Below are 14500 nucleotides of genomic sequence, written 5' to 3' on the forward strand. Positions count from 1 at the left end.
CGGGTTACTGCCTCTATTTCTGCTGGCTCACTTCGGGTATTATCAGGCCGTAATAATCATCAAACCGGACAAAACGGCGGTTGCCGGGCTTAGATTAGATGTCCCGGAAACTCCGCAGCTTCTGGAAATCAATCATACCGCTCTCGGCGATGTTCTCGATTTCAATTCCGGCCTCGGCGGCGGCTGCTGTAGGGTTAAGCCCGCCGAGTAAGACCATGCCCACTCGATTCAGCCCGACGCTGATCTGGCAGACCGGCTCGCTGGTATTACCCAGCAAGTAGACACCGTTAATTCCGGCTTCCCTGAGCAGGGTGGTCTTTTCCTCGACGATTGCCCTCGCCGGCGCGGGCAGTTCCCGGAAGTTGGCCAATATCCGGCCAGTGCCGGTGCGGGCGGTTTCAGCAACTCTGGTCATCCGGGAGCGGATATACTGCTCCGAGGGGTCGATGGAGGTGCCGGAATAGTTAATAATAGCCACGAAACGCCGTGGATGGTGGTCTCTGACCTCAAGGACTCCGCCGAACCTGGAATCGATAGGGACGCCGGCCTTGAGGAGTACCCCGTTGACGACGACGCTGCAGACGGTACCGATGCCTACCTTGTTATCCGGGATGACCACCGAGCCGAGCCGTTCTCCTCCCGGGGCGATGGCTATTTTTTCGCTGACGCATAGTCCTGCCTTGAAGACCTCGCTCATCACCGCCATCGCTTTGTCAAAGTCCTTCTTATTAATGAGCGAGGTATTAATCGGGATCTGGCCGGTACGTGTCCCGGGGTCAAAGGTGGTGTGGAAAGCCAGTAGCTCCAGCTTTTCAATGATGAAACCTATCTGTTCCGGAGCCAGGGCTATCTTTAGCTCTTCGAGTCCCTGCGGGGTGAGCATTCTGCCATCACGTCCCAGTGGGTGGGTATAGCCCCGCTCATCGGTGATACGCAGGTGATAACGGATGGCCCTTTCACTGAGGAAGATGCCGTGGCGCTCCAGCTGGCGGGCAATGGTAATTGAACCCAGTGGTTCCGAGGATTCGCTCAAGACCTTGAGAATGGCGATTATCTTTCTTTCTGTGTCTGAGCCGGAACTTTGCACTTTCTACCCCTTGTGGACTGCCGGATTGATTGGAGTTATTATACCATCTCGTCGGCAAAAGCTGAATAGCCGGTGCCAGGGGTTTTATTTGCGTTTGGTTGGTTATTGTTTTGAATGAGAGATCCTTGTCCTTCATTTCTGTGAACCTCACCCCCTGTGTCCCCCTCTCCTTGGTAAGGAGAGGGGGAGGAAAAGGAAAGAGGGGCGCCAGCCCCTCTTAGGACTCCCATTCCAGTTCGAATCCAGCGTGCTCTACCAATTGGAATTGAAAGAGGCATAGTCGGGATGCTGTTCTTTTGATTTCAAACCCCTGTGTCAGTTATTGAAGGAAACCTTAAATATTAGGAAAACTAGGGTTTCCGAGTCAGAAGTGAGGGTGATATGTCAGTTGTGTGATTCATAGACATCATTTCAACTAGAATGTTGCTACGAATCACACATATAACCGGATTCCTTAATGCTAAAAAGTCTTCGTCTTCCAGCTAAGGTAAATGATAAATAGTATACGTAAGATTGTAGTTACTCCAGAATATGCTGGTATTCGTAAAAGTAATTGTGTACCGACCTGCAAACTCAGCCATAAATGAAAAGTTTGCTTGCTTAACGGAGCCGAAATCCTTTATTACTTTACCATTCGGGTCCTTTATTACAGTCGAGATGGGCGGATTTACGTCCAGGATGATTTCTCCCTGAACCCATTCGTACTGTTTAAGCTCAATTGAAATTGAGTCTGTTGGATTCGTTTTGACCTGTCCGGCAGAAAGACTTCCAAAAATATTCTGTGGTTCGCCTTCAATAGTTGGCTCAAAAATGACGGTGACTGATTTGTCAGTATTCATCGTCACGGTCGTAGGATTAATGTCGGTATCAGCCCCTACCCAGGTCTTAGGATAATAAGGGAAATTAGGAGTAGCGTTAAGTACTATTTTCGTTCCCTCATCATGTAAACCGGCGACATCGGGAACACCGCCAGCCTCAATAGGTTCGCCTGCCAAACTTAGCCTATACTGTTTGACAAAACTAGCTATAACGGTTTTGTCGCTATCTATGAGGATATTCGCTTGGTTTGCAGTTCCAGTTATGCTGCCACCCCAACGGTCAAAGCGGTATCCAGCCGATGGTGTAGCTGTGACTTTAACTTGAGTTCCTGCTTCAAAGGTGCCTGTCTTTGGCTGAACTGTGCCACCACCGGAAGGAACCGTTTCCACACTGAGGTTGAATGTTTTCTTTTCAAACTCAGCCACTATTTGTTTATCTGAATTCATTTTCATTGTCAGGGGATTATCGTTTCCTGACGCTGCACCTGCCCACCCTTTGAACGTATAATACTTGCTAGGAGTTGCCACAAGGGTTACTGTACCTTTAAACGGGCCACCTGAAGGGCTGATAGTTCCACCGCCACTGGGAACTACTGAAGTGGATAATCGGTATTCTTTAGCATCACAGCCAGAGAAAAGTAGAACATAAGAAATTACCGATAATACAACCAGTATAAGCGCTATCGGTCTATTCATAACTAATTTCCTGCTTGATAATCTAGCCATATTCTATTCTCCTCTGCCATCTCAGTCAATCAATAAAGAGAAGAACCTAAACTTTGGTTCTGTTGCATTGTTATCTCTTCTTAAATATATGTTTCCGTAATCCCCACAGTAACCCGACTATTACAATAACCAAAACTACAGTGCCTGTTAAAGTGCTTAATAGGTAACTGTTCCATAACGCGTAAATTACGAAGCCAGCAAATATCAGCCATGCCCCTGGCTTAGCTTTAGCCTCTAGTCTGTCGGACAGAAGGAGCGAGCCGACTGCAGCCAATCCGGATGATATTACACCTATAAGACGTTCTATAGTCTGAAACTCCATGTCGTGCCTCCCACATACAGAAATTGCAGAACACTTAGGTTCGAAGTGACCTTATTTGAATAATATTACAGCGATACGTCAAAAATCAATATAGTCAATCAATTCAGAATAGTCATTGATTAATTACCAAAAGCTAACATGTAATGCTGCAAATCTGGAATCAACCCCTTCTTCTCAAATACCAGTTCGGAATGCTTCCAATCCGCCCTACCAAATATCGGAATTAGTTATGACCTGCTCTCGATAAAGCTCTTTAGAAGCTCTTTTTCATGAGGTTTTGGAACTTGTATTCCTTCTTTTTTCGCTGTCTCTAGCCACAGGGATATAGCCACTTTAGCTTCCTTTAACGCCTCTTCTTCAGTTTCACCAAAAGCCGAGCACCCCGGTAACTCGGGAACTATGGCAATAAACCCCTTGTCTTCTTCACTGTAGAATATCTCAATCGCATATTTACCAGGCATTTCCTAATCCTCCGCAAGGTTGTATTTCTCGATTATCTTAATAAATTGTCGGACTTGATATGGTTTTACCATACCTTTAACGTTTTGAAAATTCAGGATTTCTCTGGTTCCTTGTCTAACAAATATCCTATGGCTACCCTGTCCACCCTTGTATATGAAACCGAAATCAACGGCGTCTTTACATATTTCCTCGAATCTGGTGTTGGCGGGAGCCCGCTTGAGTTTTTCGTATATCTCTCGTTTTGTCATCTCCACATATAATTATAACACAGAGAGTAATCACAATGAGCGGTCAGTTTTGAGAGACGAATTCGGCTCACAAAGGTCAAAACTAACCTAAAAGTTGCTCCGAAAATACCATTCCGGCGAAACCTGTCCCGTACCTGATACGGGAACCGGAATCCAGTCATCTCACTCAACTGGATTCCGTGTCAAGCCTGTCCTGGCGACAGGCCAGGGCACGGAATGGTTCACTTGGTCGGCGGTATTTTCATTCTTCGTGGTGTCTTTGATAAAACATGTGTGCTTCGGAATGCTTCCAATGCGGGCTACTAAAGAAACGGAAAATCCCCTGTCAGGGCGTTTAAGAGGGACGAAGTCCCTCTTTCTTAAAACTCCCCCTTCCCCGGAGGGGAAGGGGGATACAGGGGGATGGGGTTCATGAAATCAGCTAAAATCATACTTGGAAATGGGGCATGAATAGCGAATCGGACATTATAAACTTCAATGTTGTCCGCTGGCGCTTTACAGCGGTGAGCTAATAGGCGTATAACCGGCCGTAAGGTCTGAGCCAGCGCGGGTAGAGCTTGATGAAATCATGGTTCAATATTTCAGCCGCGTCGCCGCCGAAATAACCGGCAAACTCGCCGACGTACTTACTAAGAAGCTGGTAATCATTCTCCTCCACTTCCCCTATCCCCACCTCTTTGCCAAGCTGGTAGTCCTCAACACTTCCCCGTAGGTAGATAGTCCCGCCATGCATTCCGGTGCCGATGAATTCAGCCTGGTGTTTTTGTCCCGAGGCCAGAGTCAGCCCCAGCAGAACCAGGATGCCTCCGGCCATGTACTCGCCGAGGAAGTCCTGGGCTGTGCCACCTACCACCAGTACCGGTTTCTGGTCCTGGTACTCCTTCATGTGGATACCCGCGCGGTAGCCGATATCATCACGGACGAATATCCTGCCGCCCCGTGCCGAGAGTCCGGCGACATCTCCGGCGTGACCGTGGACAATTATCTCCCCGCTGTTCATGGTATTACCGCAGCCGTCCTGGGCGTTGCCGTGGACGGTGATCCGGGGACCATCCATGAAGGCTCCCAGGTCATTGCCGGGAGTACCGTAAATATCAATCTCCACCGCTTTTTTGAGGTTGGTGCCGATGTATCTCTGTCCGTGGACGTTGCGCAGCTCAAACTTCCGCTGACCCTTGCCTACCTCGTCTCTGAGCATGGCATTAAGCTCCCGGTAGTAGATGCCGGCGGCATCAATACTAACTACGGTGTCTTCTTTAACCACTTTCATCTTCAGTCTCCGGCCATCCTGACGCCCAGTATTTCCAGTTCTTTTTCGTTAAGACCGATGCCCCTGAGGTGCAGGCGGTTGCCGCGCAGGCTCTCCAGGGCGTTAACCCCCAGCCCCCCCAGAATGTCCTTGAGTTCAATGCTCCAGCCACGGAGCAGGTTGACCAGACGGCGGGCGCCAATCTCCGGGTTGATTCTCTTGGTCAGGCGGAGGTCGGTGGTGCAGATGCCCCAGGTACACTTGCCGGTATGACACTGCTGGCAAACGTGGCAACCCAGAGCGATGAGCGCCGCCGTGCCGATGTATACGGCATCAGCCCCCAGGGCAATGGCTTTGGCGAGGTCTCCGCTGTTCCTGATTCCGCCGGAGATGACCAGCGATGCCCGGTTGCGGATGCCCTCCTGCCGCAGGCGGCTGTCTACGGAAGCCAGCGCCAGCTCGATAGGGATGCCGACGTTATCACGGATAATCTTGGGAGCGGCGCCGGTGGCCCCGCGCAGCCCATCCAGGACGATGATATCGGCTCCTGCCCTGACCATGCCGCTGGCGATTGCCGCCGAGTTGTGCACCGCGGCAATCTTGACCGATATCGGCTTGCTGTAGTTGGTGGCCTCTTTAAGGGCGTAGATAAGCTGGGAAAGGTCTTCGATCGAGTAAATATCGTGCTGCGGCGCCGGAGAAAGAGCGTCCGTTCCCATGGGAATCATGCGTGTCAGCGATACCTCGCTGCTTACCTTTTCACCGGGTAAGTGCCCGCCGATGCCGGGCTTGGCTCCCTGTCCGATTTTAATCTCGACGACCCGGCCGGCATCCAGGTACTCGGCGTGAACGCCGAAGCGCCCGGAAGCTACCTGGACAATGGTATTATTGCCGTATTTGTAGAGGGTGCGGTGCAGTCCTCCCTCACCAGTGTTCCAGAGAGTACCCGCTTCCGTGGCGGCCCTGGCCAGGGACTCGTGGACATTGATGCTCACCGCGCCGTAGGACATGGCGGCGAACATCACCGGGATTTCCAGTTTCACCTGCGGGGCCAGTTCCGTCTTCAGGCCGAGCGTGTCAAGGTCGATTTCCACACGGTCGGGCTTCCGTCCCAGGTAAGTTCTCAGCTCCATCGGCTCACGCAACGGGTCGATGGAGGGGTTGGTCACCTGGCTGGCGTTGAGCACCAGGTGGTCCCAGTAGATGCGCTGTCCCTTGTCATTACCCATGCCGGTAAGCAGGACGCCACCGGTCTCCGCCTGTTTGAAGATATCCTCGATAATTTCCGGGCGCCAGTTATAGTTGTCACGGTAGTCCAGCGGGTTGCGGCTGATGGTCAGTGCCTGTGTCGGGCAGAACGTGACACAGCGATGGCAGCCCTTGCAGTTTTCCTCGCGACTTCTTAATACATCATCATCTTCATCATAGTAGTGAGTATCGAAGGAGCACTGGTTGACGCATACCTGGCACTGAATGCAGCGCTCAGGGTCTCGCTTTACAACGAATTTGGTTGGTAGATATGTCTTCATGGTTCTTTCTCCCGCGAATGGACTGGGGCTTTCCTTTAGCAGCGGGTATCTATGATACTGTTTCCTCTGCGGTCCTTCTTCTGGAGGCAACCGGTACCGGGACTTTTTCCCGTTCCTTCAGTCGGCTGATGACCGGCTCACCGCCTTTGGGTATCCACGCCTTCTCCAGGTCGGGGCATATCAGGCGGATGGCGGACTCCTCCGATGACAGGTAGCGCATATCGCCCTTTTCGCCGACGATGAGTGGCCGCAGGCGGATGCGGTCGGTTAGCCCTATCATCTCGCCATCATGGGCAATAATGATGGTGAACGGCCCGTTCAAGAGTAAGCTGGCGTACACCTGGCGCAGCGCCCGGAGCAGGTCTTGCTCTACTGCCGGCCGCCGCTCGATATCCTCCCACAGGGGTGGCGCCAGCACTTTGGCGGCTATTTCCACGGGCAGGTTATGCTTGCGTATCAATAAATCAACGGCATAAGCTACCACCTCGGTGTCGGTCTGCATGGTGCAGTGGTAGCCGAACTGTTCCAAATACCGCTTGTTAATCCCGTAAGAAGAAATCTCACCATTATGCACCACCGTCCAGTCCAGAATACAGAACGGGTGGGCTCCCCCCCACCAGCCCGGGGTATTGGTCGGGAATCGTCCGTGGGTTGTCCAGAGGTAACCCTCATATTGCTCCAGGCAGAAGAAGTCGGCGATCTCCTCGGGGTAGCCCACGCCCTTGAAAACACCCATATCCTTGCCGCTGGAGAAGACAAAGCTATCATTCAGCCTGGTGTTGATGGTCATTACCCTGCCCATCACGTAATCATCGTCGGACTGCCCCTCAGGCTTATCCCCGTTCACGTTGAGAAAGTAGCGCCAGACCAGCGGCGGGTTGTGAATCGCCGGTGTCGGCCGGGTGGGTATCTCCTCCTGGTGAACAATGTCGAAATTCCTTTCCAGGCATAGCTCGGTCTCCTCTTTGCCCTGGGGACTGAGGAACATAATATGGAGTGCGTAAAGGTCAGCATATTCGGGGTATATTCCATAGACCGCAAAACCCCCGCCCAGCCCGTTACCGCGGTCATGCATGTTGGCGATGGCGCGGATGACGCCCTCACCGGAGAACCTCCGTCCCGATGTGTCCATGGCGCCGAATATGGAGCAGGCGTCAATTACCTTGTCGTCGTTATTGGGATTGTTAACCTGTCTTAAGTCCTTCATGGCTTTCTCCTTGGGAAAGAGTTATTCCCCGACCAGAGCCTCTTCCGGCTCTTCGGCGGGAGTTCCCGGAGCGGATGTTTCTGAGGAAGGCAGAGACAGCTGTGGCTTCCAGAGTTCTTCAGGGAGGGAAACCAGGCCGAAATCGGCAGCGACGAGTTCCTGCTTAAAAGCCTCCACGTTTATCCGGTCCTTCATCAGGCGGTAGACGATGCCTGACTTTTCAATATCACTGCTGTAGACCATGCCGGTAATAAGTCCGTCTTTTAGTATCACCTTCTTGTAAGTATGGGCGGTTTTGCTGCTGATTACCTCGTAGCTGTCGTCAGTCGGGGCGACCATGCCTGCCGAGTGGATGTTTACCCCGAAATATTTCATTGAATTCATCGCCGTGCCACCCCGGTATTCGGTAGGAACCCCGGCCATGTTGAAACCGGCGATTCTTCCCCCAAGGTAGGCGTTGGGCCAGACGGGACTCAGACGGTTCTCCCCGTGAACAAAATCATAACCCTCGGCGACATCGCCGCAGGCGTAGACATCGGGGTTGGATGTGGTCATCCGGCGGTCAATGATTATACCCCGGTTTGTTTTGATTCCGGTATCGGAGACAAGCTCGGTTCGCGGCCGGACGCCGATGGCGACAATCACCATCTCGCAGGCCAGGGGCCGGCTATTGTCCAGTGTGACGCCGGTAACCTCGCCGGGTACGTAGCTGGTTATGCGGCTGACGGTGTGCCCGGTGATAATCTCAACCCTCGCCTTCCTCAGAGCGTCTTCCTCCAGGGACGAGGCTTCTTCATCGAGGATGGCATTGAGCACCCGGTCCTTCATCTCGATAATGGTGACTTCAACTCCCCTCTTTAGCAGCGCCTCGGTGGCGCTGATGCCGATGAGACCGCCGCCGATGACCACGGCCCTGATTTCTCTTTTCGGGTGCTGCCGCAAGAAATGGTCAACAGCTCTGGCGTCATCAAGCGTGGTAAAGGTGAATATTCCCTTCAATCCCAGCCCTTCCATGGGGGGAACGATAGGCAGACCGCCGGTTGCCAGCAGCAATTTCTCCCAGGTTATGAGGCGTCCGTCATCGAGCTCAATGCTGTGTTCCTCAGGTTTAACCCCGACTACCTTCTGACCGAGTATGGTCTGGATATGATTATTGTCGTAGAAACCGGGCGGCCGGAAGAGTATCCTCTCCAGGGGGCGTCCGTCGGCGAGGTGCTCCGAAATCAATGGGCGCGAGTAGGCCGGGTAGGGTTCATCGGAGACTATGGTTATCGTCCCGGCTTTATCTACTTCACGGATGGCTTCCGCGGCGCCGATGCCTCCCGCGGAGTTGCCGATAATCAGGTATTTTATCGTTTCATTCTTCTTGGTCATTTTCGTCACCTATACTGTTTACAGGTTGCCGCTGGATAAGTGCTTTTAATCCTTGCTCAATACCGTTTCAGGTAGTTCTGTATATACCAGCGCTTCATTGGGGCAGTAGTCCACGCAGGCGGGTGTCTCTCGCCCTTCACAGAGGTCGCACTTGACCATCTTTTTGCGTCTGATATCCTGCCTGATAACGCCGTAAGGACAGGCCAGGATGCACGTCCAGCAGCCGATGCAGCGTTCCTCATCTACCCTGACCATCCCGGTGACCGGGTCCCGGCTGAGAGCGCCGGTGAGGCAGGCATAGACGCAGGCAGGCTCCTCGCAGTGCTGGCAGCGCACCGAGAGGGCGAGTTCTCCCCTTTCCTCCAGTCTTACCCTGGGCAGGGGTGGGGGTAGCTCCCGCTTGAATGCCTTGAGAGGGTCTTTAGTGTCGGCGTGCGCAAGCTGGCAGTGCACCTCACAGAGGTGGCAGCCCATACATACCTCTTTCTTGATATAGACTCTCTTCATGTAAGCCCTCTTAATATAAATGGCAAGCGGTAGTTGGTTGCCGTATACCATATTTTATGCCATCACGTTTTATTTTGTCAATACCTATTTTTTGGAACCATGTGAGTGTACAACCAGGGATGAATCGGGTATTATCGAAAATCCGTTGTAAATAGATTGTTGCTTAAGCGGAAATTAAAGACACTAAATTGCCGTGTGTTGTGGTTGACTATCAAGATGACATAGCGGAGTTTTTGCCATTTCCGGTTCTTCCCAGCAGCTTGTGGAGGACTTTCCCCAGGTTATTGGCGAGGCTTATCTGTTTATCCGGAGCGGCGGTATCACCGTAGCGGACGTTAATATACAGGTCAGTGAGTTCATTCATTGGCTCATTCCCATCGGTCACAGCTCTGCCGAACCGGCGGGCGTATTCGTAAGGTGTTTCGTGGTAGTGCCGGGCTATCCCGGAGTGGGCGGCTTCCCACAGCAGGCGCTGGTATATCTCGCGGATGCTCAGCCCGTCATCAAAATCCTCTCTCCCGTACCAGGCAGGTATGGCGCCGGCAGTTATCTTCTGCCTCCTTCTTTGTTTGATACGCTGCCGGAGCCTGCTGAGCAATAAGCGTAAGTCTGATTTCAGACCTTCCCAACCTCCCAGCGATTCATGGCTTTCCTCCACCTCTTCCCCAGCCTGTGAAGGGCGGTAACGGAAGATTGCTCGGATAAAAAAGAAGATTATGACGCCGCTGATGATGGCAAAGACTACCCATTTCATTATCAGCAGCACCTCCGAGGAAAATCCCCCGGGGGTGATATTTTCCGGTAATCCCTGTATTGCCGTTAAGTTCTCGCCGGCGGATGGTTGCGGAGTCTCTCCCCGGCGGAACCAGCTCATCACTAACTGCGCTACGAATAATAGACCCTCCACCACGTAACCGATGGCGATAAACAGATAGTCCAGCGCCCGGAGCACCAGGTGGTAAGCCATGTTCAGGAGCCGTTGTAGCAGGGCGACAAACTCGGTGGAAAAGAGACTGGTGATGCCGATGCCGACCAGGAAAATTCCCCCCACCACTCCCAGCATGGTGTAGAGCCAGCGCCTGCCCAGCATACGCGCTACCTCTTCCTTTTCCGGTATCTTGCGGCGTATCGATTGAAGGTGACTGAGGGCCAGCGCCATCAATCCGAAGAAGAAGAAACCGGCGATGTTGAGGGTAAACGTGGATGTCAAACCCTGAAAGGAATCAGTCCCCAGACTGGCTCCCCAGATGATGGTCAGCAGTACCAGGGAAAAGAGGCCAGCCGCAAAGGAGCGGTAAATATGATTAACATGGAGTGGAGAGCGTCCCAGGCTTGCCCCCCGCCACCAGAGGTAAACCGCCACCATAAGCGCCATCACTACCTGGTGAAGGCGGGAAAAGCTACTGAGAAAAATCCCGCCCGTGTAAGTGAACCACTGCCCATCGGTGAGAGCGAAGCCAGCGCTGTATTCAGAGCGGATTACGATAAAAATAACCGTTACTCCGCCGGCGACGATACTGAACCTTACCCGGCGCAGCGGCCATTGCCGGTTGAGCAGGAACCTGGTGGCGAAGAAGGCAACAGTAAGGAGCAGGATGACTGCTAGCAGGCTCAAAATCGGATGGTGCCGGGTAAACATTGCCCATTCCCCGGCCCAGGCGAGCCAGGGATAAAGCCAGAACGCTTCCATCAGGATGACCGTCAGTGGCAGTGAAATGGCGCCTATCCAGTCCGAACTTAATAGTTTGCGCATGATATTCCGTGTCTATTGGTGGTTATTCCCGCGTAGCGGCAGCTCTTCAAGGTCACGCCATCTGACATCATCCGGCACGTGATAAACGTTCAGGCCGTTATTGCCCGCCGCCGGTTCCTTGCCTCCCACCAGTATCAAAGATACCCGGCGCCCGACCCTTTTCATCTTGAGCAGTGTTGATGTCAGGGTATCCGTTGGCGCGGCGCTTATCACTACCAGAGTGCTGCCCCAGTGAAGGTTCCTCCCTTCGTAAAGAACCAGTCTGTCTATCGGTGTCGTTTCTGATGGATGAAGCTGTGCCAGGGCTTCCAGGATGTGCATTAGCTGGTCGGTATGCTGGCTGGGTGGTATGCGGATGGGTTCATTGCTGAGCCGCTGGTTCTGGTTGACATAGAGGCCCGCACGGTATCCATGGCCCAGGGCAAAGCTGGCGATGGAGGCGGCGGCAACGATCTCCAGCTCCAGGAGTTCGGGATTGCTGCCCCGCAGGGGTGGCCTGGTGGTGCGAACATCCAGAAAGATGCCGAAATCGACGGTGGTTGTCGGCTCGAAGACCTTGGTCTGCAGACGTCCGAGCCGGGCTGTCGTCTTCCAGTGAATGTTCTTCAGGCTGTCACCGAAGTGGTAGTCTCTAACCCCGGCAGTAAGCACCGGGTCTTGAAACAGGTGTCTCCTCAGTTTAATATCGCCGTGAACCTGTTTTGAGGCGATGCCCAGTTTTTCCAGGGGCACTATCCTGGGATAGACCATGAGGTAATCTAACTGTGGGATTGCCATCTCCCGCTGGAAGAGACCGAACAGGTCGCCTGACCGGATTCGTGCCGGGCCAAAAGTAAAAAAACCTCTCTGCAGGCAGCGAATGGGGTAGCGCCGTCTCACCCGGTGGTACCAGCTCAGCGAAAAGAAGTTGCCGAGGAGCTTGCGGTCCGTCAGGTGTGAACTCGATAGCCCGCCTTTTAAGAACGTTACCTCTACCGGCACCTCATCATCGATTTGCAGCCAGGGTAAGGGCAGGAGTTTTCTGTTGCTTATCTCTACATCGAGGTGTAATTCTTCCCCGAAGAAGACGCGCCTGGCGCTAAGCTCGCGCCGGTAATCGACGCGGTCAAGGCAATAGCGTCTCCACAGCTTACCCGTGCCATCGGCGAGAAGTACCAGCAGTGAGACCAGAAGCAGGGGTGTTTGATGCCAGAGCAGGCCGATAATGAAGAGCACGACGGCGGTGAAGAGCCAGTGATTGCCGCGCATACTTCATCCCTCCGCGGTCCCGGCTTTCTCCTCAACAGGTACCGGTACGGATTCCACTATTTCTCCAAGGATGCGCTCGGCGGTGTGACCGCGCAGGTGGCTTTCCGCTCTGGTGATGATACGGTGAATCAGGACAAAGTTGGCCAGGTATTTAACGTCGTCGGGGATGACGAAGGCTCTACCTCGCAGCGCGGCCAGCGCCTGTGAGGCACGGTACAGGCTCAGCATCGCCCGGGGGCTGGCCCCCAATTGTAATGCTTGATGTTCCCGGGTGGCGTGGATGAGATTGATGATATAGTCCTCGATATCGACGGCAACGTGTATTTTCCGGCACTCCGTTTGCAGTTCCAGAAGCTCGCCGGATGAAACCACGGGCGTTAGCTCTTCCAGGGGGTCGGTCTGCCGGAAGCGACTCAGGATGATGTGGTCGTCGGCGGTGGTGGGGTAGCCCATTTTGATATTGAGCAGAAAGCGGTCGAGCTGGGCTTCGGGCAGGGGGAAAGTACCCTCCAACTCAATGGGGTTCTGGGTAGCCAGCACCAGGAAGGGGCGGGAAAGCAGCTTGGTCTCACCCTCGGTCGTGACCTGGTGTTCCTGCATTGCCTCAAGCAGGGCGGACTGGGTCCGCGGCGTGGCGCGGTTGATTTCATCAGCCAGTACCACCTGGGCCATAATTGGCCCCGGTCTGAACTCGAAGTCCCCCGTTTTCTGATTGTAAATATAAGTGCCGGTGATGTCTGAGGGCAGCAGGTCCGGGGTGCACTGGATGCGGCGAAAGGTGCAACCCAGTGACATGGCGATTGACTTGGCGAGCATGGTCTTACCGATGCCGGGGACATCCTCGATGAGAACGTGCCCCTCGCAGAGCAGGGCGACTACGGCCAGTTCGACCACCTCGTCCTTGCCGACTATGACCCGCTCCACGTTTTCCTTTAGTTTGTTCCCCGCCTCCCTGATCCGGTTGATAGCGCTATCTTCGATATAAGACACCATTCCTTTTCTCCTTAGCGCACTATTATAGCAGTTTAACCGGTTTATCACCACAAGTTTTAAGACTCGTAATCTAGTGTAGCGTCAGGTAAATAAAGATACTGGTAACGTTGAGTTGAAAGTAGCCGAAGCGATATCTATAAATGAATCTTCGGCATCACTATAAACAGACTACATAGTGGAGACCCATTCCCTGTCCCCCTTCCCACCGGGAAGGGGGACAGGAGGTGAGGTTATTCGCCTGGCTATTAGTCTGACAGGACACTGGCATGGGTTACGAATCGATGTATGTTTGATAGCTAACCGGTGAGGGGTTGTTTGAGATAATAGTCCCTTTTGCCTATAATGTGAACGTTAAGGGCGTTAGCTGGATGCTAACACTCCGCGGTTACCGGAGAACATATGGTCTGGAGGCTTCAGCATGAACCAGGGTAAGGGACTGGTCATCGTCAATACCGGAAAGGGAAAGGGTAAAACTACGGCGGCGCTGGGCATGGTGCTCAGGGCATGGGGACACGGGATGAAGGTGGTGGTGCTCCAGTTCGTCAAGCATTCCACGGTTGGTGAACACCTTGCGGCACAGCGGATGGGACTGGAGATAGTGGCTGGCGGCGCCGGTTTTACGTCTAGAAAAAGTAACGCTGAGAAGAATGAGCGGATGGCCGGAGAACTGTGGCAAGTAGCCGTGGAGAAAATGAATTCAGGCACCTATAATATGCTCGTACTGGACGAGCTGACTTACGCGCTTCAGTACGGTTGGCTTGAGCTTGATGAAGTACTGGATGTGCTCAGACACCGCCCGGACAAAGTCCATGTGATAATCACCGGTCGTAATGCTCCGCAGGCTTTGATTGACTTCGCTGATACGGCGGTAGAGATAGTGGACATAAAGCATCACCACAGTCAGGGGATCAAGGCACAGGCGGGAATTGAATTTTAGATCGGAGCATAATACTGGAATGACGAATGCCAAGGTGCTC

At 53.2% G+C, this 14500-nt stretch carries 12 protein-coding genes; 1 reads left to right on the top strand and 11 read right to left on the bottom strand.

The features are described from left to right. Positions 1 to 94: 94 nt before the first annotated feature. From Q8Q07_08530 to Q8Q07_08580, 11 genes are all read right to left on the bottom strand, one after another. The gene (locus tag Q8Q07_08530; GenBank protein MDP3880329.1) at positions 95 to 1087 is read right to left on the bottom strand and encodes an NrpR regulatory domain-containing protein; all 993 of its coding nucleotides are present in this window, start codon (positions 1085 to 1087) and stop codon (positions 95 to 97) included. 482 nt (positions 1088 to 1569) lie between these two features. After that, a complete protein-coding gene (locus tag Q8Q07_08535; protein ID MDP3880330.1) occupies positions 1570 to 2631 on the bottom strand; it encodes a hypothetical protein in 1062 nt (353 codons plus the stop codon). A 549-nt stretch (positions 2632 to 3180) separates the two neighbouring features. Further along, positions 3181 to 3414, bottom strand: a complete 234-nt coding sequence (locus tag Q8Q07_08540) for a type II toxin-antitoxin system HicB family antitoxin (GenBank protein MDP3880331.1) — start codon at positions 3412 to 3414, stop codon at positions 3181 to 3183. Between the two features lie 757 nt (positions 3415 to 4171). Beyond that, positions 4172 to 4933 carry a hypothetical protein gene (locus tag Q8Q07_08545; protein MDP3880332.1) on the bottom strand — a complete coding sequence of 254 codons (762 nt, stop codon included), beginning with the start codon at positions 4931 to 4933 and terminating at the stop codon, positions 4172 to 4174. 2 nt (positions 4934 to 4935) lie between these two features. After that, positions 4936 to 6441 carry a glutamate synthase-related protein gene (locus tag Q8Q07_08550; GenBank protein ID MDP3880333.1) on the bottom strand — a complete coding sequence of 502 codons (1506 nt, stop codon included), beginning with the start codon at positions 6439 to 6441 and terminating at the stop codon, positions 4936 to 4938. Positions 6442 to 6490: 49 nt separating this feature from the next. Beyond that, entirely contained in the window at positions 6491 to 7648 is a 1158-nt protein-coding gene (locus tag Q8Q07_08555; protein ID MDP3880334.1) for a glutamine amidotransferase family protein, read from the bottom strand. 21 nt (positions 7649 to 7669) lie between these two features. After that, on the bottom strand, positions 7670 to 9022 hold the full coding sequence (locus Q8Q07_08560) for an FAD-dependent oxidoreductase (GenBank protein MDP3880335.1): 1353 nt from the start codon (positions 9020 to 9022) through the stop codon (positions 7670 to 7672). 45 nt (positions 9023 to 9067) lie between these two features. Further along, the gene (locus Q8Q07_08565; GenBank protein MDP3880336.1) at positions 9068 to 9529 is read right to left on the bottom strand and encodes a 4Fe-4S dicluster domain-containing protein; all 462 of its coding nucleotides are present in this window, start codon (positions 9527 to 9529) and stop codon (positions 9068 to 9070) included. A 211-nt stretch (positions 9530 to 9740) separates the two neighbouring features. Further along, positions 9741 to 11282, bottom strand: coding sequence for a DUF4129 domain-containing protein (locus Q8Q07_08570; GenBank protein MDP3880337.1), 1542 nt, complete (start codon positions 11280 to 11282; stop codon positions 9741 to 9743). A gap of 12 nt (positions 11283 to 11294) precedes the next feature. Next, the gene (locus Q8Q07_08575) at positions 11295 to 12530 is read right to left on the bottom strand and encodes a DUF58 domain-containing protein (GenBank protein MDP3880338.1); all 1236 of its coding nucleotides are present in this window, start codon (positions 12528 to 12530) and stop codon (positions 11295 to 11297) included. A gap of 3 nt (positions 12531 to 12533) precedes the next feature. Further along, on the bottom strand, positions 12534 to 13523 hold the full coding sequence (locus tag Q8Q07_08580; protein MDP3880339.1) for a MoxR family ATPase: 990 nt from the start codon (positions 13521 to 13523) through the stop codon (positions 12534 to 12536). A gap of 418 nt (positions 13524 to 13941) precedes the next feature. On the opposite strand from Q8Q07_08580, the gene cobO reads away from it, so the two are divergent. After that, on the top strand, positions 13942 to 14460 hold the full coding sequence (gene cobO / locus Q8Q07_08585) for a cob(I)yrinic acid a,c-diamide adenosyltransferase (GenBank protein ID MDP3880340.1): 519 nt from the start codon (positions 13942 to 13944) through the stop codon (positions 14458 to 14460). Positions 14461 to 14500 lie beyond the last annotated feature (40 nt).

It is taken from the genome of Dehalococcoidales bacterium (assembly GCA_030698765.1).
Lineage (GTDB): Bacteria > Chloroflexota > Dehalococcoidia > Dehalococcoidales > UBA2162 > JAUYMF01.

Excerpts from the sequence above, each read along its gene's own strand:
- Q8Q07_08565 (MDP3880336.1), bottom strand. The coding sequence starts at position 9,529 with ATGAAGAGAGTCTATATCAAGAAAGAGGTATGTATGGGCTGCCACCTC.
- Q8Q07_08545 (MDP3880332.1), bottom strand. The coding sequence starts at position 4,933 with ATGAAAGTGGTTAAAGAAGACACCGTAGTTAGTATTGATGCCGCCGGC.
- Q8Q07_08540 (MDP3880331.1), bottom strand. The coding sequence starts at position 3,414 with ATGCCTGGTAAATATGCGATTGAGATATTCTACAGTGAAGAAGACAAG.
- cobO (MDP3880340.1), top strand. The coding sequence starts at position 13,942 with ATGAACCAGGGTAAGGGACTGGTCATCGTCAATACCGGAAAGGGAAAG.
- Q8Q07_08555 (MDP3880334.1), bottom strand. The coding sequence starts at position 7,648 with ATGAAGGACTTAAGACAGGTTAACAATCCCAATAACGACGACAAGGTA.
- Q8Q07_08575 (MDP3880338.1), bottom strand. The coding sequence starts at position 12,530 with ATGCGCGGCAATCACTGGCTCTTCACCGCCGTCGTGCTCTTCATTATC.
- Q8Q07_08550 (MDP3880333.1), bottom strand. The coding sequence starts at position 6,441 with ATGAAGACATATCTACCAACCAAATTCGTTGTAAAGCGAGACCCTGAG.
- Q8Q07_08580 (MDP3880339.1), bottom strand. The coding sequence starts at position 13,523 with ATGGTGTCTTATATCGAAGATAGCGCTATCAACCGGATCAGGGAGGCG.
- Q8Q07_08570 (MDP3880337.1), bottom strand. The coding sequence starts at position 11,282 with ATGCGCAAACTATTAAGTTCGGACTGGATAGGCGCCATTTCACTGCCA.
- Q8Q07_08535 (MDP3880330.1), bottom strand. The coding sequence starts at position 2,631 with ATGGCTAGATTATCAAGCAGGAAATTAGTTATGAATAGACCGATAGCG.
- Q8Q07_08560 (MDP3880335.1), bottom strand. The coding sequence starts at position 9,022 with ATGACCAAGAAGAATGAAACGATAAAATACCTGATTATCGGCAACTCC.